The organism is Bradyrhizobium sp. 62, assembly GCF_023073035.1.
Lineage (GTDB): Bacteria > Pseudomonadota > Alphaproteobacteria > Rhizobiales > Xanthobacteraceae > Bradyrhizobium.
Genome location: NZ_JADPIT010000014.1, coordinates 1 through 23,407, shown reverse-complemented (window position 1 = coordinate 23,407; position 23,407 = coordinate 1). Strand labels below are relative to the sequence as shown.

The following is a 23,407-nucleotide window of genomic DNA, read 5'->3' as shown; positions in this document are numbered from 1 at the left end:
GCCATCCACGTTATTGGGCTTGTGCAGAAAGTTCGTGGATGCCCGGGACAAGCACGGGCATGACGGAGGATGTGCCTAAATCCAATCCTTCAGTTTCCAAGTCGCCGACGTCCAGCGCGTGAGGTTCTCCAGCTTCCATTGCTTGAACATCGCCGGCGGCCAGCGGCTGAGCTTTGAGGCCTCCTCGACCTCGGGCTTGGCGACCATGCGCAGCGGTGCCGCGCGCCGCCGATGCTGGGGCGTCGCCGCGCTGATCAGATCGACATATTCAGGCTTGCCGGCCATGAGCTCCTGTCCTCGCAAAACCCTCGCGAGGACGCAGTGTCGGCGCTGCCGATTAACGGCGGTTTGCCGCGATCGCTCAAATTGCAGGGAGCGGCTTACCGCCACTCCCTGATGTCGACGAAGTGACCCGCGATCGCCGCGGCTGCGGCCATCGCCGGCGACACCAGATGGGTGCGGCCCTTGAAGCCCTGGCGGCCCTCGAAATTGCGGTTCGAGGTCGAGGCGCAGCGCTCTTCCGGAGCCAGCTTGTCGGGGTTCATCGCGAGGCACATCGAGCAACCGGGCTCGCGCCATTCGAAGCCGGCCTTGATGAATATCTTGTCCAGACCTTCAGCCTCGGCCTGCTCCTTCACGAGGCCGGAGCCCGGCACGACCATGGCGTTGACGCCGCCTGCGACCTGCTTGCCTTCCGCGATCTTGGCGGCGGCGCGCAGATCCTCGATCCGGCCGTTGGTGCAGGAGCCGATGAAGATGCGGTCGAGCTTGATGTCGGTGATCTTCGTCCCCGCGGTCAGGCCCATGTACTTCAAGGCACGGTGCTTGGAGAGACGCTTGGCCTCGTCCGCGATCTTGTCGGGATCGGGCACGCTGCCGGTGACCGAGATGACGTCCTCAGGCGAAGTGCCCCAGGTCACGATCGGCGGCAGCTTCGCTGCATCGAGCCGCAGCTCGTGGTCGAAATGCGCGCCCTCGTCCGAGCGCAGCTTCTCCCAGTAACGCATCGCGGCGTCCCAATCCGCGCCCTTCGGTGCCTTCGGGCGGCCGCGCAAGAAGTCGAACGCCTTCTGGTCCGGCGCGACCAGGCCGGCGCGCGCGCCGCCTTCGATCGACATGTTGCAGACCGTCATGCGGCCTTCCATGCTGAGCGCGCGGATCGCGTCGCCGGCGTATTCGAGCACGTAGCCGGTGCCGCCCGCGGTGCCGATCTCGCCGATGATCGCGAGGATGATGTCCTTGCCCGTCACGCCGTCAGGCAATTTGCCATCGACGGTGACGCGCATGTTCTTCGCCTTCTTCTGGATCAGCGTCTGCGTCGCCAGCACATGCTCGACTTCCGACGTGCCGATGCCGTGCGCGAGCGCGCCGAACGCACCATGCGTCGAGGTGTGGCTGTCACCGCAGACGATGGTGGTGCCGGGCAGCGTGAAGCCCTGCTCGGGACCGATGACGTGGACGACGCCCTGACGCTTGTCGAACTCGTCGTAATATTCGATGCCGAATTCCTTGGCGTTGTCGGCCAGTGCCTTGATCTGCTCGATGCTTTCAGGGTCGGGGTTCGGCTTGGTGCGGTCGGTGGTCGGCACGTTGTGATCGACGACGGCCAACGTCTTCTCCGGCGCGTGGACCTTGCGGCCGGTGGCGCGCAGGCCTTCGAACGCCTGCGGTGAAGTGACCTCGTGCACCAGATGGCGATCGATATAGAGCAGGCAGGTGCCGTCCTCGGCTTCGTGCACCAGATGGTCGTTCCAGATCTTGTCGTACAATGTGGTCGGCTTGGACATGAGCGTCAGCTCCAGGAATGTTGTGTAGAGCGGGTTGCGCGGCTGGCGCGCGGGGCAACAAAATCGTCAGCGCAGCCTTTAGGCTGCGCGCGTAAGCTCTGACGTTGCCGAGGTCGCGAAGCGTCCGAAGAACCGGCCGGGCAGCCGCGAGCGATCGTCGATGACGACGCGCTTGACGGGCGAGAGGCTGGTCAAATCTGGAAACATTCCAAGAATATATAGCAGGCCGAATTGAAATCGCGAGGGCTTTGACGCGCACGGCTGACGCAACAAAAAAGCGCGGGGTTTGGCCCCGCGCTCTCGATAACTCGCCTGTAAGCCGAGCTTACTCGTTGACGGCAGCAGCCGGGCGGTCCTGCTTCTTCTCGACGATGCGGGCCGACTTGCCGCGAAGGTTGCGGAGGTAATAGAGCTTGGCACGACGCACCTTGCCGCGGCGCACCACCTTGATCGAGTCGATCATCGGCGACATCACTGGGAACACGCGCTCCACGCCTTCGCCGTACGAAATCTTGCGCACCGTGAAGCTCTCGTTGAGACCGCCGCCGGAACGGCCGATGCAAACGCCTTCATAGGCCTGCACGCGGGTGCGGTCGCCTTCGACGACCTTCACGTTGACGATCACGGTATCGCCGGGACCGAATTCCGGAATCTCCTTGTTGGCGGAGAGCTTGTCGAATTGCTCTTTTTCGAGCTGTTGGATCAGGTTCATGGGTAAATCTCCATCGGCGCGCCCAGCCTTGGAAAACGGGGGCTGCGCGAAATTCGTTTATCCAGCCATTGCGGATGTGGCCGCTGCTATAAGGCAAGCCGGAGCGTTTGTCACCCGTCTGTCTTGTTTTTTGGCGTTTTTTGGCGTCCGGCCCGATTCGGGACTTTGCTCGGGATCTGGGCCCACAAATCCGGTCGGCGGGCCGCCGTCAGGGCTTCGGATTCCGCCCGCCGCCAGCTGGCCACTTTGGCATGGTCGCCGGAGGTCAGAATCTCCGGGATGGGTGCCCCCTCGAACAGCTGCGGCCGGGTGTATTGGGGGTACTCGAGGAGACCGTCGGAGAAGCTTTCCTCGGTTCCCGAGGCTTCCTTGCCCATCACGCCGGGCAGCAGCCGAACACAGGCGTCGATCAGCGTCAGGGCCGCGATTTCGCCGCCGGAGAGCACGTAATCCCCGATCGAGACCTCCTCCAGGCCCCGCCCGTCGATCACGCGCTGGTCCACTCCCTCGAACCGCCCGCAGACGATCAGGGGACCCGGACCCTTGGCGAGATCCAGGACGCGGGCCTGGGTCAATGGCTGACCCCTCGGGCTCATCAGCAGTTTCGGCCGGTCCGGGCCAATCCCGGCGGCATCGATGGCCGCCGCCAGAACATCGGCCCGAAGCACCATGCCCGGCCCGCCGCCGGCCGGGGTGTCATCGACGCTGCGGTGGCGGTCGGTGGCCGAGGCCCGGATGTCCCGCGCCTCCAGCTCCCAGAGCCCGCCAGCCAGCGCCCGGCCGGCCAGGCTCACGCCCAGCGGCCCCGGAAACATTTCCGGAAACAGCGTCAGCACCGTCGCGCGCCAGGGTGAGGAGGTGGTCATTGGATCTCAATTATTGTCGTCCCGGACAAGCAGAGCGCAGATCCGGGACCCATGACCACCGCACTTCGTTTTGCGACGGCTGGAGCGATCAGCTTAGCCAAAAATTCTGGCCTGTGGTTATGGGTCCCGGCCTTCGCCCGGACGACTCGGGGAGAAATCCTCCTCCGTGTCCTCTGCCTCGATTTCCTGCGGCAGCGCGATCACGACGCGGCCGCCTGCGATGTCGACCTCCGGTACCACCGCGTCCGTGAACGGCAGCAGCAGCGTGGTGCCTGTGGGCGGCGCGATCTCGATGATGTCGCCGGCGCCGAAATTGTGGATCGCGAGCACGCGGCCGAGCGCATCGCCGGCCGTGGTGACGGCGGCGAGCCCGATCAGATCGGTGTGGTAATATTCGCCCTCGTCCGTCGCGGGAAGTTTTTCGCGCGCGACGTAGAGCTCGATGCCGTTGAGGCGCTCGGCCTCATCGCGGGTCGTGACGCCCTTGAACGTCGCAACCAGATGATCCTTGGCCGCGCGCGCCGTTGCGACCTCGAACTGGCGCTTGCCGTCCTTGGACGAGAGCAGACCGTAGCTCCGCACGGCAAAGGGATCTTCGGTGAAGGTCCACAGTTTGACCGCGCCGCGCACGCCATGCGCGGCGCCGATCCGCGCGACGCAGACCAGCGCCGGCATGATCTCGCCTTAACCCTTCGCGGCGGCTTCGGCCTGCGCCTTGCGCTCCTTGCGCGGCACGGCCTTCTCCGGATTGTTGCGCACTTCGCGCTTCTTGACGCCGGCAGCGTCGAGGAAGCGCGACACACGGTCCGACGGCTGCGCGCCCTTGGCGAGCCAGGCCTTCACCTTGTCCATGTCGAGTTTCAGCCGGGTCTCGTTGTCCTTCGGCAGCAGCGGGTTGAAATAGCCGAGACGCTCGATGAAGCGGCCATCGCGGGGGAAGCGCGAATCGGCGACGACGACGTGATAGACGGGGCGCTTCTTGGTGCCGGCGCGGGCGAGACGGATAACGACGGACATCTAAGTTCTCCTTCAAAGTACGTTTTGTTCGGTTGATTGGTATTCCGCGTTGCGCGAGACCGTTGCGATCTCCCGCGACGAATTCCTCATTTCTTCTTGCCGGGGAAACCGCCGAGGCCCGGCAGCATAGGCTTGCCGCTCAGCCCGGTCAGACCCGGAACGTTCGGCAGACCCTGGCGCAGTCCGGCAGGTAAATCCTTCGGCAGGCTGGGCAGACCTTGTCCGCCGCCACCCTGCATCTTTTCCTGCAGCGCCTTCATCTCTTCCGGCGAAGGCGGCTTCATGCCGCCGCCAAAGCCCATCGCCTGCGCGATGCCGGCGAGCGGACCGCGCTTGCCGGAGCCCATGGCCTTCATCATGTCGGCCATGTTCCGGTGCATCTTGAGCAGCTTGTTGACCTGCTCGACACTCTGGCCGGAACCTGCGGCGATGCGCTTCTTGCGGCTGGCCTTGAGCAAATCGGGATGACGTCGCTCGTCGCGTGTCATGGAATCGATCACCGCGACCTGGCGCTTCAAGATCTTGTCGTCGATGCCGGCGGCCGCGATCTGGTTCTTCATCTTGGCGATGCCGGGCATCATGCCCATCAGGCCGCTGATGCCGCCCATATTGGCCATCTGCGACAGCTGCTCGCGCATGTCGTTGAGGTCGAACTGACCCTTGCGCATCCGCTCGGCGGTGCGCGCAGCCTTTTCGGCATCGATGTTGGCGGCAGCGCGTTCGACCAGCGACACCACGTCGCCCATGCCGAGGATGCGGCCGGCGATACGGTCGGGATGGAAATCCTCCAGCGCGTCGGTCTTTTCACCGGTGCCGAGCAGCTTGATCGGCTTGCCGGTCACCGCGCGCATCGACAGCGCGGCGCCGCCCCGGCCGTCGCCGTCGACTCGTGTCAGCACGATGCCGGTGAGGCCGACGCGCTCGTCGAAGGCGCGCGCGAGGTTGACGGCGTCCTGGCCGGTGAGGCTGTCCGCCACCAGCAGCACTTCATGCGGATTTGCGGCGGCTTTGATCGCGGCTGCTTCCGCCATCATCTCTTCGTCGAGCGTGGTGCGGCCGGCCGTGTCGAGCAGCACGACGTCGTAGCCGCCGAGCTTGCCGGCCTCGAGCGCGCGCTTCGCGATCTGCGCCGGCTGCTGGCCGGCGACGATCGGCAGCGTCGGAATGTCGAGGTCGCGGCCCAGGACGGCCAGCTGCTCCATCGCCGCGGGACGGTAGATGTCGAGCGATGCCATCAGCACCTTGCGCTTGTCGCGCTGGACCATGCGACGGGCGAGCTTTGCGGTGGTGGTGGTCTTGCCGGAGCCTTGCAGGCCGACCATCATGATCGGCACCGGCGGCACGGAATTGATGTCGATGGTCTGGCTTTCGGCGCCGAGCGTGTTGATCAGCTCGTCATGGACGATCTTGACCACCATTTGGCCTGGCGTCACCGACTTGACGACGGTGGCGCCGATCGCCTGCTCGCGGACCCGCTCGGTAAAGCTGCGCACCACTTCGAGAGCCACGTCGGCTTCCAGCAGCGCGCGGCGTACCTCGCGCATGGCCGCGTCGACGTCCTTTTCGGTCAGCGCACCGCGCCCCGTCAGACGATCGAGAATGCCGCCAAGCCGTTCCGACAGATTGTCGAACAATGCCGTTGTCCTTTTTCACCTCTCCCGCATGCGCGGAGGAGGGAGCAGAAATCCAAACACCTTTACGCCCGAGGGCGCATAGCGCTGTCGGGCGTTGGCCTCTGGCCTCTGGGGCCAGTGGGCGGGTCGAAAAGAAAGCCTTTCCGAGAAAGTGGCCGGGTTAAACGCCGCTGCCGCCCGAAAGTCAAGGAAAGTTAGGGGCGCGGAGCGCCATTGCCAGAGCAAACTACTGAAAACAAAGTTCTTTCGGCCGTGGGTTCCTTTTCATCGGGGCCGGCCCATATGACAGCTTGATGTCCCGCCCCTCCGACCGTCCCTGAAGCCAGAACCGTGCCGATCACCCGCCGCCGCCTTTTCGGACTGCTCGCCGGTGCCGGCGCATTGGTCGGCGTGCCCTCCCTTTGGATGTCCCGCATGAAAACCTATGACGGCCCGGTCTCCGACCATTTCGACGGCCTGAACTTCTTCGATCCGGACGGCGTGCCGCCGAAATCGCTTCGGGAGGTCCTGCGCTGGCAATTTGGCGGCAAGCGGCAGCGCGCGAGCTGGCCGGATTGGGCGCCGAGCCCCCATGCCGACACCCCGCCGGACCGCGTCGACGGCGACAAGGTGCGGCTCTCTTTCGTCGGCCACGCCAGCTGGCTGATCCAGACCGGCGGCCTCAATATTCTCGTCGATCCCGTCTGGTCGTCGCGGGTCTCGCCCGTCAGCTTCGCCGGGCCCAAGCGGCACAACGATCCCGGCATTGCGTTCGACAAGCTGCCGAAGATCGATGTCGTGCTGGTCTCGCACGGCCATTACGATCATCTCGACATGGCGACGCTGTCGCGGCTCGCCAAGAATTTTGCCCCGCGTGTGGTGACCCCGCTCGGCAATGACGTCACGATGCGCAGCACCGATGCGACGATCAAGGTGCAAGCGTTCGACTGGCACGATCGCGTCGAGCTCGGCGGCGGCATCGCCGTGACGCTGGTGCCGACCCGGCACTGGTCGGCGCGCGGCATGTTCGATCGCAACAAGGCGCTATGGGCGAGTTTCGTGCTGGAGACGCCGGCGGGGAAAATCTACGTCGTCTGCGATTCCGGCTATGGCAATGGCGGGCATTTCCGCCGAGTCGCCGAGAAGCACGGCCCGCTACGCCTGGCGATCCTCCCGATCGGCGCCTACGAGCCGCGCTGGTTCATGCGCGACCAGCACATGAACCCGGAAGATGCGGTGAAGGCGCTCGCGGATTGCGGCGCGCAAGCCGCACTCGGGCATCATCACGGCACGTTTCAGCTGACCGATGAAGCCATCGATGCGCCGGCGAAGGCCTTGGTCGAGGCGCTCGACGCCGCAAAGGTGCCGCAGGAGCGGTTTGTCGCGATGAAGCCGGGGCAGGTGGTGGAGATTTAGCTTCGCCGGGACGACAATGGAGTCTGTCGCGGCAGCTGCGCCTACTGCTCTTTCGCCTTGATCGCCCAACTCACATTCACCGTCACCGCCAGCGTTTCCTCGCCGGGCGCAACGGCCGCGCCGCCTGCGGCCATCGGCGCTGCGGCCATGCGTCCCTTGAACAGCGGCATCGGGGCGCCGCCTTCGGACACGCTGAGCGGCGCGCCGAGCGTGACGCCGGTGGCCTTGGCGTAGATCTCCGCTTTGCGGCGGGCGTCTGCGATGGCCTTCTCGCGGGCATCGTCGAGTAGTTTCGAGGCCTGCGTCACCTCGAAGGAGATGTTGCCGATATCGTTGGCGCCGGCGCCGACCAGCGTGTCGATGATGGCGGCGACCTTGGTCACGTCGCGGATCTTCACGGTGACGCGGTTTGACGCGCGGAAGCCGACCACGGGCGAGGCGCCGGTGGATTTGTTCTGGCCGTATTGCGGCTGCAGCGACAGCCGCGAGGTCTGGTAATCCTTCTCGTCAATGCCTGCGCCCTTCAGCGCCAGCAGCACCTTGCCCATCGCGGCGTTGTTGGCGTCGGACGCTTCCTTCGCAGACTTGGCGTCGTTGGCGACGCCGGCGTCGATCTGCGCGAGATCAGGCGCGGCGGAGATCGTGGCTTCGCCGCTCACCGAAATCGCGGACGGAAAATCGTCGGCAAGCGCAGGCGTTGCCAGCATCGCGGCGGCAAAGGACGTAACAAGGGAGGTCAAAAGGATGGCAGGCTTTTTCATCGGTCTCACTTCAGCGGCACGAATACATTGATCACGAGCTTGTCCTCGGCCGTCTTCAGGGGATCGGTGAGGTATTCCTCGATGAAGGTGTCCTTGGCTTCCAGCTTCTTGTCGTCGAGGTGATTGGTGATCGCCTCATAGGTGTTGTCCATGTTGTCGTAGGAGCCGCGATGGACGAATTTCAGCGCCTTGCCCTCCGGCGATTTGCCGACGCTCATGTCCTTGGGCAGGTTCTTCGGGTCCTGCTCGACCGGGATCTCGGCCAGGAAGGTGAAGCCGGTGTCGTCGGTCGAAGTGTAGACGATCATCGAATTGCCGGCGTGCTTGATGCCCTGCTTGTCCAGCAGCGTGTTCAGCGCCTTGAAGGCGTCGATCAGCGTGTCGAAGGCCGAGTCCCAATTGGCAGTGCCCTTGACCATCACGACCTTCTTGGACTCGAGCGTGGTCTCCTGGCCGAAGGGATCGGCCGTCTGCACCGGAGCCGGCGTCGCGGCCGCAGCGGGCGGCGGAGCGGCGGGACTAGGTGAGGCACTGGCTGCGGGCGAGGGCGAGGTTGCAGGGGACGCCGCAGGCGACGTTGAAGGGCTTGGCGAGGCGCTGGCCGCCGGCGAGGGCATGGCCACGGGTGCAGCGCTCGCGGCCGGGGAGGGCGAAGCCGACGGGGCCGGCGAGGGGCTCGCCGATGCGGCCGGCGCCGGGCTCGGCGTTTGGGCCAGCGTGGCCGACAGACCAAACGACAAGGCCGCTGCCGGAATCAGCGCGGCCAAAGCGAGACGACGAAACCTGAACATTTTTATTCTCCCCAATAGCTTATCCGCCAAGGCCTTACGTCCCCGAGGCCTTAACCCGGCCGCATGTCCCGGTTGCGCGAATTTCGCCGTTCTAACACGCGAGCGCCGAATTCGTCCCATGACAGATGCGTCATGGCAGCCTCCTGGCTCTTGTCGGCAAATCACTGGCCAAGAGGGCCAAGGATCGCCATATAAGGCAGGCGAAATTCGGGAATTTTCATGAGCGCGCTGGCCAACCACGCATTTGCCAAGATGAACGGCATTGGCAACGAGATCGTCGTTGTCGACATGCGCGATTCCGCCACGACGGTCACCCCGGACGACGCCCGTGCGGTGGCATCGGCGCGAGGCGGCGTGCCCTACGACCAGCTCATGGTGCTGCAGAAGCCGCGCTTCGACGGGACCGAAGCTTTCATCAGCATCTACAACTGTGACGGCTCCGAGGCCGGCGCCTGTGGCAACGGCATGCGCTGCGTGGTGCGGCGCGTCTTCGAGAAGACCGGCCAGACCAATGCGACGTTCGAGACGGCCGCGGGCCTGCTCAATGCCTGGCAGGGTCCGGCACCGGATCTTTATACGGTGGACATGGGCGCGCCGAAATTCGGCTGGCAGGACATTCCGCTCGACCAGGAATTCCGCGACACCCGCTACATCGAATTGCAGATCGGCCCGATCGACAATCCGATCCTGCATTCGCCCTCGGTGGTCAGCATGGGCAATCCGCATGCGATCTTCTGGGTCGATGACGTCAACGCCTACGATCTCGAGCGTTTCGGTCCGCTGCTGGAGAACCATCCGATCTTTCCGGAGCGCGCCAACATCACGCTCGCCCATATCGTCGATCCCCAGCACATCACGATCCGCACCTGGGAGCGCGGCGCCGGCCTGACCAGGGCCTGCGGCTCGGCCGCATGTGCCACGGCGGTTGCGGCGGCGCGGCTGAAGCGCGCCGAGCGCAATGTCGAGATCGCGCTGCCCGGCGGCAAGCTCGGGATCGAATGGCGCGAGCGCGACGATCACGTGCTGATGACGGGCACGGCGACTTTCGAATATGAAGGCCGTTTCGATCCGGCGCTGTTCGCGCCGGTCGGGTGATGGGCGTCGACATCGTCACCTTCGGCTGCCGCCTCAACGCCTTTGAAGCCGAGGTGATCCGCCGCGAGGCCGAAGGCGCAGGCCTTTCAGATACCATCGTCATCAACAGCTGCGCCGTCACCAACGAAGCGGTGGCGCAGGCGCGCCAGTCGATCCGCAAGCTGAAACGCGAGCGGCCGGCAGCGCGCATCGTCGTCACCGGTTGCGCGGCGCAGACGCAAAGCGGCATGTTCGCCGAGATGGCCGAGGTCGATCGCGTCGTCGGCAATGACGACAAAATGCGGTCGTCCGCATGGCGCGAGGCGCGTGCGGCGTTCGATCTCGGTGCGAGCGAAAAAATCGCCGTCAGCGACATCATGGCGGTGAAGGAGATGGCGCCGCATCTCATCGACGGCTTTGCGAGCGGCCTGCCGCGCGTGTTCGTGCAGGTGCAGAACGGCTGCGACCATCGCTGCACCTTCTGTATCATTCCGTTCGGGCGCGGCAATTCGCGCTCGGTGCCGATGGGCGCGGTGGTCGATCAGGTCCGGGCGTTGGTCGCGCGCGGCCATGCCGAGATCGTGCTGACCGGCGTCGATCTCACCAGCTACGGCGCCGACCTGCCCGGTGCGCCCAAGCTTGGCGTGCTGACGAAGCAGATTTTGCGGCACGTGCCGGAGCTGAGGCGCCTGCGCATCTCCTCGATCGATTCGATCGAGGCGGACAGCGATCTTTTGGATGCCATTGCTGAGGATTCGCGGCTGATGCCGCATCTGCACCTGTCGCTGCAGTCCGGCGACGACATGATCTTGAAGCGCATGAAGCGGCGGCATACGCGCGGTGACGCGATCGCGTTCTGCGATCAGGTCCGCCGGCTGCGCCCGGACATCGCGCTGGGGGCCGACATCATCGCGGGCTTTCCGACCGAGACCGAGGAGATGTTCTCGCGCTCGCTCGATCTGGTCAGGGAATGCGGCCTGACATTCCTCCACGTCTTCCCCTATTCGCCGCGTCCCGGCACGCCGGCCGCGCGGATGCCGCAGGTTGCGGGCGGCGCAATCAAGGAGCGGTCGAAGCGGCTGCGCTCGGCCGGTGAGGCTGCGCTTCTGCAGCGGCTGCAAGCCGAGATCGGCGCCACGCGTGAGGTGCTGATCGAGAGCGAGGAGCAGGGACGGACGGAGCATTATCTGCCGGTGGCGATCGCGGGCGAGCGTATGGGCAGTGTCGTGCCGCTGCGGATCGCTGGTCGCGATGGCGCGCGGCTGACTGCTTAGCCTCGTTGCGGCGAGTGACGACGCGCTGTACCTCCAGCGTCGTCCCGGCGAAGGCCGGGACGCATACCGCGTGATCTATCGGTGATCCGCGGTGCTTGTCCCAACCAAGCAGAGTAACGGACCGTCGTCGCCAAACTTCTCCCTGTGGTTATGGGGCCCGGCCTTCGCCGGGACGACACCGAGGGTGGAGAAGCAGCGCGCCCCAAACAGCCTACAACGCCCGCACCTGCCAGAACCGGAGCGTCCGCCGCGCATTCTCCGGGGTCATGCGCGCGTAATGGCTTTGAGCCCTTGCGACATCGGCCGGCTTCATCGCGCCGGTCGCAAAGCGGCTTTGGAGCACGGCGGCGGTGGTTTCCCAGCTGAGCTGCGCCGCCTTGCACGGCACCAGCAGGCCGTCCTCGCGCAGGCTTTGCATCAGCGGGCGAATCACTTCGACGGTCGATCCCGACAATGCGGCCAATGCGGCCACCGCTTCTTCATAACGCCGATGCGTTGCGAAGCCGAGCAGCGTCGCTTCGCTGAGCTGGCCGGTCGCCTTCAGGCCTGCGACGGTGCGCTTGGCACCTTCGAAATCGCGGACCCCCGACATCTCGCGCTCGACACCGACGGTGACGGCTGCGATCGCGGTCTGGATCTCCTCGAACAGATGCGGCGGCGCGCGTGACAACAGCCGGGTCCGCACGGCGTCCGTTGCCGAGCGCAGCAATTGACGACGCAGGTCTGACGGCAGATCGACGCGGACGCCGACGCTGACCGCGAGCTCGGGGTCGGCCTCGGCCTGTCCGACGACGACGGCAAATCCGTTGCCGGACACGCGCGCGCCGGGATTGGCGGCGAGCCGCCGGCTGACGCTGGGATAGCGCCGCGCCAGCAATGCATCGGTGACGATCTCCTTCAGCCACCAGCGTCCGGCGACCGCGAGCAGATGCGGCTCGCCCTTGCTCGAGGCGATCTGCACCAGCGCGCCGTCGTCGAGGCGCGCGGATTCCTGCAGCACGGGACCAGCGATGCGGATTTCGTCATTGTTGGCGAGCCGGCGAATGACCGATGGCGGCGCCTGCGCGATCGGCGCGAGCTGCGCGCTGATCTCGGCGAGAGCAACGCGCGCGCCCATGTCGGCGATGGCGCGGAGCTCGATGGTGCCGATCAGCCGATCGAGCACGTCGTCAAACAGTGCGATCTGCTCGTCGTCGAAACTGCCGGCGGAGGACAGGAACAGGTCGGTGACGCGGCGGGCTGTTGCCAGGCCCTTTTCCGCCGAGCCAGTCCGAAGCGCGGACTCGACCTCGTCGATGATCGATAACTCGGCCGTGGACATGACGCGCAGCTCGTCCTGAGCAGATTGACGGAAGCTTGTTCTAAGCAACCGCTATCATTAGCGACGAGCACTGAACGTTTCGTAAACTATAGGCAGCGCTGCGCGGCCTCCTCACCATGAGGGGCGAGCAGTTGGGCTACTCCCCGTTCCACCCGCAGGCGCGGAGCCGCTCGTGCATGTGGGGTGGGGCCGGCGCCACCACGCGGACCGGCTCCTTGTTGCGGGAGATCGGTACCACGATCTCGCGGGAATGCAGGTGCAGCTTCGGCTCCCCGAAGCGCGGGCCGTTGCCGTAAATGTTATCGCCGAAGATCGGCCAGCCGGTCGCGGACGAATGCACCCGCAATTGATGGGTCCGCCCGGTCACCGGTTCCATGGCGAGCCAGGTCAGGCCATCGCTCCGGCCCATCACCTTCCAGTTGGTGATGGCCTTCTGGCCCTCGGGATCGGGCTTCTGCCACCAGCCGCGTTCGGCGTTCAGCCGCCCCAGGGGCATGTCGATAGTGCCTTCGTCCTCAGTGGGGCCGCCCTCGACGATGGTCCAGTAGGTCTTGCCGATCTTGCCGTGCTTGAACAGCAGGCCGAGCGAGGCCGTCGCCTTGCGATGGCGGCCGAGCACGAGGCAACCGGAGGTGTCCTTGTCCAGCCGGTGGGCCAGCACCGGCGGCCGCGGCAGGCCGAAACGGAGCGCGTCGAAGGAGGTTTCGAGGTTCGCGCCGCCCTTGGGACCGCGATGCACCGGCAGGCCGGCCGGCTTGTCGATGACCAGCATCAATCCGTCGCGATGGAGCACGCGGCCCAGGATTTCCTCGGCCGTCAATTCGGGAACATCGAGCAATTGCAGGACTTTCGGTCAAGACTTTCGTTTGCGAGCCGGAACGGCTAACACACCGCCACCATGAACGATACCACCCCCGAGACCCCCAAGCTGAGCTGGTGGCGCCGCCTGTCCGACGGGCTGAAGCGCACCTCGTCCTCGCTCGGGACCGCGGTCGCCGACCTCGTCACCAAGCGCAAGCTCGACCGCGCCATGCTCGACGACATCGAGGACGTGCTGCTGCGCGCCGACCTCGGCACCTCGGTCGCGGTGCGGATTGCGGATGCGGTTGGCACGGGGCGCTACGACAAGGCGATCTCGGCGGACGAGGTCAAGGACGTCGTCGCGACCGAGGTCGAGAAGGTACTGGCGGCGGTGGCCAAGCCGCTCGAGATCGACGCCGGCAGGAAGCCGTTCGTCATCCTCGTGGTCGGCGTCAATGGCTCCGGCAAGACCACCACCATCGGAAAACTCTCGCAAAAATTCGCGTCCGAAGGCCGCAAGGTGATGCTGGCCGCCGGCGACACGTTTCGCGCAGCGGCGATCGAACAGCTCAAGGTCTGGGGCGAACGCACGAGGACGCCCGTCATATCAGGTGCGCAAGGCTCGGATTCGGCGAGCCTCGCCTTCAATGCGCTGACGGCGGCGAAGGAGCAGGCCATCGACGTGCTCCTGATCGACACGGCCGGGCGGCTTCAGAACAAGGCCGAGCTGATGAACGAGCTCGAAAAGGTCGTGCGCGTCATCCGCAAGGTGGACGCGACTGCGCCGCATGCGGTGCTGCTCGTGCTGGACGCCACCGTCGGCCAGAACGCGCTATCGCAGGTCGAGGCCTTCCATCGCACCGCCGGGGTCACCGGCCTCGTGATGACCAAGCTCGACGGCACCGCCCGCGGCGGCATTCTGGTGGCGCTCGCGGAGAAATTCAAACTGCCGGTGCATTTCATCGGCGTCGGCGAAGGCGTCGACGATCTCGCGCCGTTCACCGCGCGTGATTTCGCCCGCGCGATTGCCGGAATCGAAAGCTGAAGAATGGACAAGACCCAGCCGCACCCGCTGTTCAAGCTTGCCACCGAGCTCGGCCCGCTGCTCGTGTTCTTCTTCGTCAATGCGAAGTTCAATCTGTTCGCCGCGACCGGCGCCTTCATGGTCGCGATAGTCGCGGCGATGATCGCCTCCTATGTGGTGACGCGGCACATCCCGATCATGGCGATCGTGACAGGCGTCATCGTGCTGGTGTTCGGCACGCTGACCCTGGTGCTGCATGACGAGACCTTCATCAAGCTCAAGCCGACCATCATCTACGCTTTGTTCGCCGCGATCCTCGGCGGCGGCCTCTTGTTCGGCCGCTCCTTCATCGCCGTCATGTTCGACCAGATGTTCAATTTGACGCCGCAGGGCTGGCGCATCCTCACGCTACGCTGGGCGCTGTTCTTCGCCGGCATGGCCGTGTTGAACGAGATCGTCTGGCGCACCCAGAGCACGGACTTCTGGGTCAACTTCAAGGTGTTCGGCGTCACGCCGATCACCATGATCTTCGCCATCGCCCAGATGCCGCTGACCAAGCGCTACCACCTCGAGCCGGCGTCGCTGGAAGCCAGCGAGGCCGAGGCGGGCGATGTGAGGAAGGGGTAAGGTCTCTCAAATCGTCATTGCGAGCCCAGCGCAGCTACATACTCGGCTGTCATCGCCCGGCTTGACCGGGCGATCCAGTATTCCAGAGACAGTCGTGAGGTACGGAGGAGCTGCGGCGTACTGGATGCCCCGGTCAAGCCGGGGCATGACAGCGGTGTTTGGGGTTTCTCACACTGACGACAGAGCTAGCTCCCGGCCGCCTTCAACGCCTTCTCCATCTGCGGCAACAGCACCGTCCGCAAGTTCTCCGGCGTGATCGGCCCGACCAGCTTGTAGACGATGGTGCCTTCGCGACCGACGACGAAAGTCTCGGGCACGCCATAGACGCCCCATTCGATCGAGGCGCGGCCATTGGCATCGACGCCGACGTGGCCGAACGGGTTGCCGTAGCGCCCCAGGAAGCGCCGCGCATTGTCGGCGGCATCCTTGTAGTTGATGCCGACAAGCTGGAAGCGCTTGTCTTTTGCCAATTCAGTCAGCAGCGGCGCCTCGTCGTGGCACGGCACGCACCAGGACGCCCAGACATTGACGAGACTGACCTTGCCCTTGAACGCGGCGGGATCGAGGCCGGGGATCTGCGTGTTGTCGGCCTGCAATCCCTCGAGCGGCGGCAGCGTGGTTTGCGGCACCGGCCGTCCGATCAGGGCGGAAGGGATCCGCGAGGGATCGCCGCTACCGAGCCGGAACCAGAACAGCAGCGCCAGGCCGATGAACGCAATCAGCGGCAGCACCATCAGGAAGGTGCGGCGCTGCGGCGGAGCGGAGGTCGATTGCTCGCTCATGATTGATCTCTCATGCTCGATCTCTCATGGCCGATCCGTCGCGCTACGGCCGGAGCGGCGGGTCACGCCGCTGCGCTCGAGCTCGCGCAGGCGCTGTGTCTGGCTACGATAATCGAGCACGATCCAGCCGATCAGGATCACGACCACAAGGGCGGCCGCGGCATAGGACGTCACGATGAAAGACGCATAGGGACCGAGCGACATGATCATGCCGCCCCAGCTTCTTTTGACGTGCCGTCTTCACGCGAGCCGGTGCCGACTTCTGAAAACGCCACACGGCTCGCCTGCATCATCTGCAGAGACCGTACGCGCCGACGCAAAATCTCGTTCCGCATCGCCGCCAGATGCAGCGTGACGAACAGCAGGGTGAACGCGATCGCCATCACCAGCAACGGAATCAAAAAGGATTTGTCGAGCGACGAGCCGCCCATCCGCATCACCGAGGCCGGCTGGTGCAGCGTGTTCCACCAATCGACCGAGAACTTGATGATGGGCAGGTTGATGGCGCCGACCAGCGTCAGCACGGCGGCGGCGCGCGCCGCGCGGGAGGGATCGTCGACGGCGCGCCACAGCGCCATCAGGCCGAGATACATCAGGAACAGGATCAGCACCGAGGTCAGCCGCGCGTCCCATTCCCAATAGGTGCCCCACATTGGCCGGCCCCACAGCGAGCCCGTCAGCAGCGCAAGGAAGGTGAAGCTGGCACCGATCGGAGCAGCCGCTTTGGCGGCGACGTCGGCGAGCGGATGCCGCCACACCAGCGTGCCCAGCGAGGCGATGCTCATCACGCCCCACACGAACATCGACAGCCAGGCATTGGGCACGTGGATGAACATGATCTTCACGGTCGCGCCCTGCTGATAGTCGTCGGGCGCGGTGGCGGACTGATAGAGCCCGATCGCGAGCAGGATGATTGTCGCAGCCGCAAGCCACGGCAGCAGCCGCGCCGTCAGCGCGAGGAACCGTGTGGGGTTGGCGAGGTCGATCAGCGTCATGGTATCCTGATAATCACAGGTAAGCGCTCACGCAATCAGCACGAAAGTCCGCAGCGAAAGTTGATCGGGGTCAAGGTCAGTCCAGTCCATCTCAATCCAGCCCATGCTTCAGGCTCGCCGCAGCCGCGAAGGGGCCGATTACGAGGCTGACCAGCGACAGCGCGCACAGGATCGAGAACGGCGCGCCGAATGTCATGGGGCCGACGATTACCGCCTGCGAGGCCGCGACGCCGAAGATCAGCACCGGTATCGACAGCGGCAGCACCAGGACCGCCATCAGCAAGCCGCCTCGATGCAGCGTCACCGCCAGCGCCGCCCCGATCATTCCGGTAAACGTCAGCGCCGGGGTGCCGGCGAGCAGCGTCAGCGCCACCGCGCCGGTCGCGACCATGTCGAGGTTGAGCAGCAGGCCGAGCACGGGGGTTGCGACGATCAGCGGCAGGCCGGCGGCCAGCCAATGCGCCAGCGCCTTCGCCGCGCAGGCGAGTTCCAGCGGGGTCCGGCTCATCGTGATCAGGTCGAGCGAGCCGTCCTCGTGGTCGGCCATGAACAGCCGGTCCAGGGTCAGCAGGCTCGCCAGCAGCGCCCCCAGCCACAGGATCGCCGGCCCGAGCCGCGACAGCAGTGCCAGATCCGGCCCCACCGCAAACGGCATCAGCACCACCACGGTCAGGAAGAACAGCACGCCAATCAACGCCCCGCCGCCGACGCGGAGCGCGATCCGGATGTCCCGGCGAATGAGGGCAGACAGGGCGGTCATGGGGGGCTCCCATCGTGCCTGAGGCACGGTGCGATCCCTCCCCCGTTTGCGGGGGAGGGTTGGGGAGAGGGTGTCTCGACAACGAAGATTCCCCCAGCGGAGAGAACCCTCACCCGGCGCTGCGCGCCGACCTCTCCCGCAAGCGGGAGAGGCGAGGGAGCCCGCGGCGACGACTGCGTCCCGGGTGCGAGAGCGGCGACCGGCCGCTCGAAAAGCTGAGGGTCCACGGGAATCATGCCGTCCCCCCGATCCGCAGCTCCCGCGAATCGATCCCGAGCGGGGCGTGGGTGGCGGCGATGATCAGGCCGCCGCGGCCGAGGTGCTCGCGCATCAATCCGGAAAACATGTCCTGGCCCGCGACATCCAGCGCCGTGGTCGGCTCGTCCAATAGCCAGACCGGCCGGCGGACGGTCAGCAGGCGGGCCAGCGAGAGCCGGCGGCGCTGACCGGCGGACAGGAAGGCGGCAGGCAGATAGGCGGCATGGTCGAGCCCGACGGTGGCGAGGCTGTCGCCGGCGTCGAAACGCTCCCCGCCGAGAAAATCGGCCCAGAACGTCAGATTCTCCGCCACGCTCAGCGCCGGCTTCAGGGCGTCGCGATGGCCGAGATAGTGGCATTGCTCCGGCAATGTCAGCTCGGAATCGCCTCCGTCCAGCGCGATCGTGCCGCCCGCCGGAATGAGCAGGCCCGCGATCAGCCGCAGCAGCGAGGTCTTGCCCGATCCGTTGCGGCCGACGACCGCCACGGCTTCGCCGGAGACGGCCCCGAAATCGAGCCCGGAAAACACCTCGCGGCCGCCCCGCACGCAAATGACCCCATGTCCGGAAAGCTGCATCTCGCCTCGTATCGATCCGCTCAAAGCCAGGCCTCAGGAAAACTTGGGGTAGCGTATGGGAATTTTTGGCTCGCGGATTGCTGCGGCACGTTTGTGGCTGTGGCGGCGCGGTTAGAAAGCTTCTATAAGCCCGGAACTACTTGATGCAGCAACTCAACCTGCCCCTGCAAGCGACTCAGCCTGCCTACGCTGACGGTGTTAAAATACCCTGCCGGGTATAACTAACAATTGGGATTTCCTACATGACCTCGCTCGACAGCTTCAAATGCAAAAAGACCCTCAAGGTCGGCGCCAAGACCTATGTCTATTACAGCCTGCCCACGGCCGAGAAGAATGGTCTGAAGGGAATTTCGAAACTCCCCTATTCGATGAAGGTCCTGCTCGAGAACCTGCTCCGCAACGAGGACGGCCGCTCGGTCAAGAAGGAAGACATCGTCGCGGTGTCGAAATGGCTGCGCAAGAAGTCGCTGGAGCATGAGATCGCCTTCCGCCCGGCGCGCGTGCTGATGCAGGACTTCACCGGCGTGCCCGCCGTGGTCGATCTCGCCGCGATGCGCAATGCGATGCAGAAGCTCGGCGGCGATGCCGAGAAGATCAATCCGCTGGTGCCGGTCGACCTCGTCATCGACCACTCCGTGATCGTGAACTTCTTCGGTGACAACAAGGCCTTCGGCAAGAACGTCACCGAGGAATACAAGCAGAACCAGGAGCGCTACGAGTTCCTGAAATGGGGCCAGAAGGCGTTCTCGAACTTCTCCGTCGTGCCGCCCGGCACCGGCATCTGCCACCAGGTCAATCTCGAATATCTCTCCCAGACGGTCTGGACCAAGAAGGAGAAGATGACGGTCGGCAAGAAGACCGGCACCTTCGAGGTCGCCTATCCCGACTCGCTGGTCGGCACCGATTCCCACACCACCATGGTCAACGGTCTCGCCGTGCTCGGCTGGGGCGTCGGCGGCATCGAGGCCGAAGCCTGCATGCTCGGCCAGCCGCTGTCGATGCTGTTGCCCAACGTCGTCGGCTTCAAGCTGAAGGGCGCGATGAAGGAAGGCGTCACCGCGACCGATCTCGTGCTGACCGTGACGCAGATGCTGCGCAAACTTGGCGTCGTCGGCAAGTTCGTCGAGTTCTTCGGCCCCGGCCTCGATCATCTCTCGGTCGCCGACAAGGCGACCATCGCCAACATGGCGCCCGAATATGGCGCGACCTGCGGCTTCTTCCCAGTCGACGCCGCCGCGCTCGATTATCTCAAGACCTCCGGCCGCGCCTCGGCGCGCGTCGCGCTGGTGCAGGCCTATGCGAAGGCGCAAGGGCTGTTCCGCACCGCCAAGTCGCCCGATCCGGTGTTCACGGAGACGCTGACGCTCGACCTCGGTGACGTCGTGCCGTCGATGGCCGGCCCGAAGCGCCCCGAAGGCCGCATTGCGCTGCCGTCCGTGGCCGAGGGCTTCTCGCTTGCCCTCGCCAGCGAATACAAGAAGGCCGAGGAGCCGGGGAAGCGCTTCGCCGTTGACGGCAAGAAGTTCGACATCGGCCATGGCGACGTCGTGATCGCCGCGATCACCTCCTGCACCAACACCTCGAACCCGAGCGTGCTGATCGGCGCCGGTCTGCTGGCGCGCAACGCCGCCGCGAAGGGCCTCAAGGCAAAGCCGTGGGTGAAGACCTCGCTGGCACCCGGCAGCCAGGTGGTGGCGGCCTATCTCGCCGATTCCGGTCTCCAGGCCGATCTCGACAAGGTCGGCTTCAACCTGGTCGGCTTCGGCTGCACCACCTGCATCGGCAATTCCGGTCCGCTGCCCGAGGAGATCTCGAAGTCGATCAACGACAACGGCATCGTCGCGGCTGCCGTGCTCTCCGGTAACCGCAACTTCGAAGGCCGTGTCTCGCCGGACGTGCAGGCGAACTACCTCGCCTCGCCGCCGCTCGTGGTCGCTCACGCGCTCGCGGGCACCGTCACCAAGAACCTCGCCATCGAGCCGCTCGGTGAAGGCAAGGACGGCAAGCCGGTGTACCTCAAGGACATCTGGCCGACGACGAAGGAGATCAACGCCTTCATGAAGAAGTTCGTGACCGCGTCGATCTTCAAGAAGAAGTATGCCGACGTGTTCAAGGGCGACACCAACTGGCGCAAGATCAAGACGGTCGAGAGCGAGACCTATCGCTGGAACATGAGCTCGACCTATGTGCAGAACCCGCCCTATTTCGAAGGCATGAAGAAGGAGCCGGAGCCGGTCACCGACATCGTCGAGGCCCGCATCCTTGCCATGTTCGGCGACAAGATCACCACCGACCACATCTCGCCGGCCGGTTCGATCAAGCTCACCTCGCCCGCCGGCAAATATCTCAGCGAGCACCAGGTGCGTCCGGCCGACTTCAACCAGTACGGCACGCGCCGCGGCAACCACGAAGTCATGATGCGCGGCACCTTCGCCAATATCCGCATCAAGAACTTCATGCTCAAGGGCGCGGATGGAAATATCCCCGAGGGCGGTCTGACAAAACACTGGCCAGACGGCGAGCAGATGTCGATCTACGACGCCGCGATGAAGTACCAGCAGGAGCAGGTGCCGCTGGTGGTGTTCGCCGGCGCCGAATACGGCAATGGCTCCTCGCGCGACTGGGCCGCGAAGGGCACGCGTCTGCTCGGCGTGCGTGCCGTGATCTGCCAGAGCTTCGAGCGCATCCACCGCTCCAACCTGGTCGGCATGGGCGTGCTGCCGCTGACCTTCGAGGACGGCACCTCCTGGTCGTCGCTCGGTCTGAAGGGCGACGAGAAGGTCACGCTGCGCGGCCTCATCGGCGACCTCAAGCCGCGCCAGAAGCTGACCGCGGAGATCGTCTCCGGCGACGGTTCGCTGCAGCGCGTTTCGCTGCTCTGCCGCATCGATACGCTGGACGAGCTCGAATACTACCGCAACGGCGGCATCCTGCACTACGTGCTGCGCAAGCTCGCGGCGTAAGCGCGGATTTGTGAACGGTGGCTCACTGCGAAGTGAGTAGTAGGTTACACGAAGGCGGCCTATCACAAGGCCGCCTTCACGCGTTTGCCAGGCTTCGGATGGCCCGCCCGGCGGAGAACCTCACGCCCTGGACGGCTGCTGTGGCGGACGAATGTGTGAGGCCGTAAGACTACGGTGACCATCCGGCGGTAAGGTTTCCCTCTCGCGAGCAATGGTGTGCGGCGTTCGACATGACAACAATGACGGCTTCTCATCTGGTTTCACGTTGGTCCGGCGCCCTCTGGTCGGGTGCACTTGGTCTCTGTGCGATCGTCGCCGTCATTCGTCCTGCCGAGGCTGATCCCCGCGCCGTTGTCGAATTGTTTACCTCGCAGGGCTGCTCGTCCTGCCCGCCGGCCGACAAGATCATCGGCGACCTCGCCCGCGATCCCTCGATCATCGCGCTGAGCATGCCGATCGACTATTGGGACTATCTCGGCTGGAAGGACACATTGGCCGATTCGCGCTTCTCTGCACGGCAGCGTGCCTATTCGCGCATGCGCGGTGACCGCGAAGTCTACACGCCGCAGGTCGTGGTCAACGGCTCCACGCATGTCGTCGGCAGCGATCGCACTGGCATCGAAAGCGCGATCGGCAAAACCGACGCGGGCACTGGTGTGATGAGCGTACCGGTGACGATGTCGCTCGCGGGCAAGCAGATCAACGTCTCGGTGGCCGCGAGCAAGGAGCCGACGGCGTCCCACGGCGAGGTCTGGATCTGCTCGATTGCGAAGTCGGTGCCGATCGCGATCAGCCGCGGTGAAAATCGCGGACAGCAGGTGATCTATCACAACGTGGTGCGCAACCTGCTCAAGGTCGGCGACTGGACCGGCCGTCCGGAAAGCTGGACGGTGCCGATCGAGAACCTCACGCGCGACGGCGTCGACGGTGCTGTGGTCTACGTCCAGGACGGCAGCCGGGAAAAGCCGGGCCCGATGCTGGGCGCGGCGTACACGTCGCTGCACTAACGCGCACACTTCGAATATTCCGATTCAAGCGCAGTCTCAATCCTCATGGTGAGGAGCGCGCTCTTGCGCGCGTCTCGAACCACCAGGCCCTGCTGAGGCATCGAGACGCCGCTTCGCGGCTCCTCAGGATGAGGGGAGGGAGTGTTCTCGCTGATGAGGAAGAGATCCGTCGAGGCGGAAACATCCCGACACAAACAAAACCGCCCCCAAACAAAAAAGGACCAACTCGCGTTGGCCCTCCTTGTCGTGCGAACAGACCCGATCCTGACGGCCCCGGGGGGCTGGGGGCTGAGGAATCCGGAACCGAAAGGACCGGGTCAACGCACATAGGTCTTTTCGCAATGCAGGGCGGCAGTCGCTTGGCGGAAAAGCGGCGACACTATGATTCCTGCTAACGATCCCGTGACGGTTTGCCGCGACAGAGTTCCACCGCTGCGTGTGGGCGGTTTGCTCCGGTCCAACGTCCTTACAGGGCCCCTTGCAGTGGGGAACAGTTGGCGCGATCATGCAACTGTCATGATCCGCGGTTCCGGGGACGGTCTTCGCGGACGCGGTCATGCTGATACGACAGGAGGCAGCCTATGAGTCTGTCGGAGGATGCCGATCCGAGCGAACAGCGCGCGGCGGCGCGCCCCGCCGCTTCGAATGCGCAACCGAGCCGCGTAACGTTCAACCGGCTCGAGCTGCACCGTATTCTCAATCTCTACGGCCGGATGGTCGCCGACGGCGAGTGGCGCGACTACGCCATCGACTTCCTCAAGGATCGCGCCGTGTTCTCGGTCTTTCGCCGCGCTTCGGAAGTGCCGATCTATCGCATCGAGAAGGATCCGCGCCTCGCGCGCAAGCAGGGCATGTACAGCGTGATCTCGGCGACGGGCCTGATCCTGCGCCGTGGCCACGAGCTGGAGCGCGTGCTCCTGGTGATCGATCGCAAGCTGGCGGTGGTGTAGCGTTTCGTAGCCCGGATGGAGCGCAGCGCAA

At 65.1% G+C, this 23,407-nt stretch carries 24 protein-coding genes; 8 read left to right on the top strand and 16 right to left on the bottom strand.

Annotation, left to right across the window (positions count from 1 at the left end):
* Positions 1 to 75: 75 nt before the first annotated feature.
* The 7 genes from IVB47_RS08595 to ffh all read right to left on the bottom strand — a co-directional run bounded on the left by IVB47_RS08595 (position 76) and on the right by ffh (position 6,016).
* Entirely contained in the window at positions 76 to 285 is a 210-nt protein-coding gene (locus IVB47_RS08595; RefSeq protein ID WP_247284939.1) for a hypothetical protein, read from the bottom strand.
* Positions 286 to 380: 95 nt separating this feature from the next.
* Positions 381 to 1,787 carry a 3-isopropylmalate dehydratase large subunit gene (gene leuC, locus IVB47_RS08590; RefSeq protein WP_027566375.1) on the bottom strand — a complete coding sequence of 469 codons (1,407 nt, stop codon included), beginning with the start codon at positions 1,785 to 1,787 and terminating at the stop codon, positions 381 to 383.
* A gap of 325 nt (positions 1,788 to 2,112) precedes the next feature.
* Positions 2,113 to 2,499, bottom strand: a complete 387-nt coding sequence (rplS, locus tag IVB47_RS08585; RefSeq protein WP_007598824.1) for a 50S ribosomal protein L19 — start codon at positions 2,497 to 2,499, stop codon at positions 2,113 to 2,115.
* A gap of 110 nt (positions 2,500 to 2,609) precedes the next feature.
* Entirely contained in the window at positions 2,610 to 3,365 is a 756-nt protein-coding gene (trmD, locus tag IVB47_RS08580; protein ID WP_247461020.1) for a tRNA (guanosine(37)-N1)-methyltransferase TrmD, read from the bottom strand.
* A 117-nt stretch (positions 3,366 to 3,482) separates the two neighbouring features.
* Positions 3,483 to 4,040, bottom strand: coding sequence for a ribosome maturation factor RimM (gene rimM / locus IVB47_RS08575; RefSeq protein ID WP_247461017.1), 558 nt, complete (start codon positions 4,038 to 4,040; stop codon positions 3,483 to 3,485).
* A gap of 9 nt (positions 4,041 to 4,049) precedes the next feature.
* The gene (rpsP, locus tag IVB47_RS08570) at positions 4,050 to 4,382 is read right to left on the bottom strand and encodes a 30S ribosomal protein S16 (RefSeq protein WP_007598827.1); all 333 of its coding nucleotides are present in this window, start codon (positions 4,380 to 4,382) and stop codon (positions 4,050 to 4,052) included.
* Positions 4,383 to 4,468: 86 nt separating this feature from the next.
* Positions 4,469 to 6,016, bottom strand: coding sequence for a signal recognition particle protein (gene ffh, locus IVB47_RS08565; protein ID WP_027566378.1), 1,548 nt, complete (start codon positions 6,014 to 6,016; stop codon positions 4,469 to 4,471).
* A 330-nt stretch (positions 6,017 to 6,346) separates the two neighbouring features.
* Here ffh and IVB47_RS08560 point away from each other — a divergent pair, with 330 nt between their 5' ends.
* On the top strand, positions 6,347 to 7,411 hold the full coding sequence (locus tag IVB47_RS08560; RefSeq protein WP_247461015.1) for an MBL fold metallo-hydrolase: 1,065 nt from the start codon (positions 6,347 to 6,349) through the stop codon (positions 7,409 to 7,411).
* A gap of 41 nt (positions 7,412 to 7,452) precedes the next feature.
* On the opposite strand, the gene IVB47_RS08555 is transcribed toward IVB47_RS08560, so the two are convergent.
* Positions 7,453 to 8,172 (bottom strand): SIMPL domain-containing protein, encoded by a 720-nt coding sequence (locus IVB47_RS08555; RefSeq protein WP_247461013.1) that lies wholly within the window; start codon positions 8,170 to 8,172, stop codon positions 7,453 to 7,455.
* A gap of 5 nt (positions 8,173 to 8,177) precedes the next feature.
* A complete protein-coding gene (locus tag IVB47_RS08550) occupies positions 8,178 to 8,963 on the bottom strand; it encodes a GyrI-like domain-containing protein (protein WP_247461011.1) in 786 nt (261 codons plus the stop codon).
* Positions 8,964 to 9,182: 219 nt separating this feature from the next.
* Here IVB47_RS08550 and dapF point away from each other — a divergent pair, with 219 nt between their 5' ends.
* Positions 9,183 to 10,058 carry a diaminopimelate epimerase gene (gene dapF, locus IVB47_RS08545; protein ID WP_247358183.1) on the top strand — a complete coding sequence of 292 codons (876 nt, stop codon included), beginning with the start codon at positions 9,183 to 9,185 and terminating at the stop codon, positions 10,056 to 10,058.
* Positions 10,058 to 11,311: a tRNA (N(6)-L-threonylcarbamoyladenosine(37)-C(2))-methylthiotransferase MtaB gene (gene mtaB / locus IVB47_RS08540; protein WP_247461009.1), complete on the top strand. Its 1,254-nt coding sequence runs from the start codon at positions 10,058 to 10,060 to the stop codon at positions 11,309 to 11,311. The genes dapF and mtaB overlap by 1 nt, the downstream gene beginning before the upstream one ends.
* 211 nt (positions 11,312 to 11,522) lie before the next feature.
* Here the strand turns inward: mtaB and IVB47_RS08535 are convergent, their stop codons facing one another.
* Together IVB47_RS08535 and IVB47_RS08530 are read right to left on the bottom strand one after the other, a co-directional pair.
* Positions 11,523 to 12,632 carry a DUF2336 domain-containing protein gene (locus IVB47_RS08535; RefSeq protein WP_247461008.1) on the bottom strand — a complete coding sequence of 370 codons (1,110 nt, stop codon included), beginning with the start codon at positions 12,630 to 12,632 and terminating at the stop codon, positions 11,523 to 11,525.
* Between the two features lie 136 nt (positions 12,633 to 12,768).
* Entirely contained in the window at positions 12,769 to 13,470 is a 702-nt protein-coding gene (locus tag IVB47_RS08530) for an RNA pseudouridine synthase (RefSeq protein WP_199198651.1), read from the bottom strand.
* Between the two features lie 60 nt (positions 13,471 to 13,530).
* Between IVB47_RS08530 and ftsY the strand changes: the two genes are divergently transcribed.
* Positions 13,531 to 14,478, top strand: coding sequence for a signal recognition particle-docking protein FtsY (gene ftsY / locus IVB47_RS08525; RefSeq protein WP_247358180.1), 948 nt, complete (start codon positions 13,531 to 13,533; stop codon positions 14,476 to 14,478).
* Between the two features lie 3 nt (positions 14,479 to 14,481).
* Positions 14,482 to 15,084, top strand: a complete 603-nt coding sequence (locus tag IVB47_RS08520) for a septation protein A (protein ID WP_007598838.1) — start codon at positions 14,482 to 14,484, stop codon at positions 15,082 to 15,084.
* Positions 15,085 to 15,269: 185 nt separating this feature from the next.
* Here IVB47_RS08520 and IVB47_RS08515 read toward each other — a convergent pair whose 3' ends face one another.
* From IVB47_RS08515 to ccmA, 5 genes are all read right to left on the bottom strand, one after another.
* A complete protein-coding gene (locus IVB47_RS08515; RefSeq protein WP_247439402.1) occupies positions 15,270 to 15,866 on the bottom strand; it encodes a DsbE family thiol:disulfide interchange protein in 597 nt (198 codons plus the stop codon).
* A gap of 24 nt (positions 15,867 to 15,890) precedes the next feature.
* The gene (ccmD, locus tag IVB47_RS08510; protein ID WP_106945552.1) at positions 15,891 to 16,076 is read right to left on the bottom strand and encodes a heme exporter protein CcmD; all 186 of its coding nucleotides are present in this window, start codon (positions 16,074 to 16,076) and stop codon (positions 15,891 to 15,893) included.
* Positions 16,073 to 16,861 (bottom strand): heme ABC transporter permease, encoded by a 789-nt coding sequence (locus IVB47_RS08505; protein WP_247461006.1) that lies wholly within the window; start codon positions 16,859 to 16,861, stop codon positions 16,073 to 16,075. The genes ccmD and IVB47_RS08505 overlap by 4 nt, the downstream gene beginning before the upstream one ends.
* A 91-nt stretch (positions 16,862 to 16,952) precedes the next feature.
* Positions 16,953 to 17,621 carry a heme exporter protein CcmB gene (ccmB, locus tag IVB47_RS08500; RefSeq protein WP_007598845.1) on the bottom strand — a complete coding sequence of 223 codons (669 nt, stop codon included), beginning with the start codon at positions 17,619 to 17,621 and terminating at the stop codon, positions 16,953 to 16,955.
* 232 nt (positions 17,622 to 17,853) lie between these two features.
* Positions 17,854 to 18,456: a heme ABC exporter ATP-binding protein CcmA gene (gene ccmA, locus IVB47_RS08495; protein ID WP_247461004.1), complete on the bottom strand. Its 603-nt coding sequence runs from the start codon at positions 18,454 to 18,456 to the stop codon at positions 17,854 to 17,856.
* 242 nt (positions 18,457 to 18,698) lie between these two features.
* Between ccmA and acnA the strand changes: the two genes are divergently transcribed.
* The 3 genes from acnA (at position 18,699) to IVB47_RS08480 (ending at position 23,376) form a co-directional block, all read left to right on the top strand.
* Complete coding sequence (gene acnA, locus IVB47_RS08490; RefSeq protein ID WP_247461002.1) at positions 18,699 to 21,419, top strand: aconitate hydratase AcnA; 2,721 nt, start codon at positions 18,699 to 18,701, stop codon at positions 21,417 to 21,419.
* Between the two features lie 230 nt (positions 21,420 to 21,649).
* A complete protein-coding gene (locus IVB47_RS08485) occupies positions 21,650 to 22,426 on the top strand; it encodes a DUF1223 domain-containing protein (protein ID WP_247284924.1) in 777 nt (258 codons plus the stop codon).
* A gap of 581 nt (positions 22,427 to 23,007) precedes the next feature.
* Positions 23,008 to 23,376: a DUF2794 domain-containing protein gene (locus tag IVB47_RS08480; protein WP_027566393.1), complete on the top strand. Its 369-nt coding sequence runs from the start codon at positions 23,008 to 23,010 to the stop codon at positions 23,374 to 23,376.
* Positions 23,377 to 23,407 lie beyond the last annotated feature (31 nt).

Excerpts from the sequence above, each read along its gene's own strand:
- acnA (WP_247461002.1), top strand. The coding sequence starts at position 18,699 with ATGACCTCGCTCGACAGCTTCAAATGCAAAAAGACCCTCAAGGTCGGC.
- IVB47_RS08550 (WP_247461011.1), bottom strand. The coding sequence starts at position 8,963 with ATGTTCAGGTTTCGTCGTCTCGCTTTGGCCGCGCTGATTCCGGCAGCG.
- IVB47_RS08505 (WP_247461006.1), bottom strand. The coding sequence starts at position 16,861 with ATGACGCTGATCGACCTCGCCAACCCCACACGGTTCCTCGCGCTGACG.
- IVB47_RS08515 (WP_247439402.1), bottom strand. The coding sequence starts at position 15,866 with ATGAGCGAGCAATCGACCTCCGCTCCGCCGCAGCGCCGCACCTTCCTG.
- rimM (WP_247461017.1), bottom strand. The coding sequence starts at position 4,040 with ATGCCGGCGCTGGTCTGCGTCGCGCGGATCGGCGCCGCGCATGGCGTG.
- mtaB (WP_247461009.1), top strand. The coding sequence starts at position 10,058 with ATGGGCGTCGACATCGTCACCTTCGGCTGCCGCCTCAACGCCTTTGAA.
- IVB47_RS08595 (WP_247284939.1), bottom strand. The coding sequence starts at position 285 with ATGGCCGGCAAGCCTGAATATGTCGATCTGATCAGCGCGGCGACGCCC.
- IVB47_RS08555 (WP_247461013.1), bottom strand. The coding sequence starts at position 8,172 with ATGAAAAAGCCTGCCATCCTTTTGACCTCCCTTGTTACGTCCTTTGCC.
- IVB47_RS08520 (WP_007598838.1), top strand. The coding sequence starts at position 14,482 with ATGGACAAGACCCAGCCGCACCCGCTGTTCAAGCTTGCCACCGAGCTC.
- IVB47_RS08535 (WP_247461008.1), bottom strand. The coding sequence starts at position 12,632 with ATGTCCACGGCCGAGTTATCGATCATCGACGAGGTCGAGTCCGCGCTT.
- ccmA (WP_247461004.1), bottom strand. The coding sequence starts at position 18,456 with ATGCAGCTTTCCGGACATGGGGTCATTTGCGTGCGGGGCGGCCGCGAG.
- ftsY (WP_247358180.1), top strand. The coding sequence starts at position 13,531 with ATGAACGATACCACCCCCGAGACCCCCAAGCTGAGCTGGTGGCGCCGC.
- rpsP (WP_007598827.1), bottom strand. The coding sequence starts at position 4,382 with ATGTCCGTCGTTATCCGTCTCGCCCGCGCCGGCACCAAGAAGCGCCCC.
- ccmB (WP_007598845.1), bottom strand. The coding sequence starts at position 17,621 with ATGACCGCCCTGTCTGCCCTCATTCGCCGGGACATCCGGATCGCGCTC.
- rplS (WP_007598824.1), bottom strand. The coding sequence starts at position 2,499 with ATGAACCTGATCCAACAGCTCGAAAAAGAGCAATTCGACAAGCTCTCC.
- dapF (WP_247358183.1), top strand. The coding sequence starts at position 9,183 with ATGAGCGCGCTGGCCAACCACGCATTTGCCAAGATGAACGGCATTGGC.
- IVB47_RS08485 (WP_247284924.1), top strand. The coding sequence starts at position 21,650 with ATGACAACAATGACGGCTTCTCATCTGGTTTCACGTTGGTCCGGCGCC.
- leuC (WP_027566375.1), bottom strand. The coding sequence starts at position 1,787 with ATGTCCAAGCCGACCACATTGTACGACAAGATCTGGAACGACCATCTG.
- trmD (WP_247461020.1), bottom strand. The coding sequence starts at position 3,365 with ATGACCACCTCCTCACCCTGGCGCGCGACGGTGCTGACGCTGTTTCCG.
- ccmD (WP_106945552.1), bottom strand. The coding sequence starts at position 16,076 with ATGATCATGTCGCTCGGTCCCTATGCGTCTTTCATCGTGACGTCCTAT.
- IVB47_RS08480 (WP_027566393.1), top strand. The coding sequence starts at position 23,008 with ATGAGTCTGTCGGAGGATGCCGATCCGAGCGAACAGCGCGCGGCGGCG.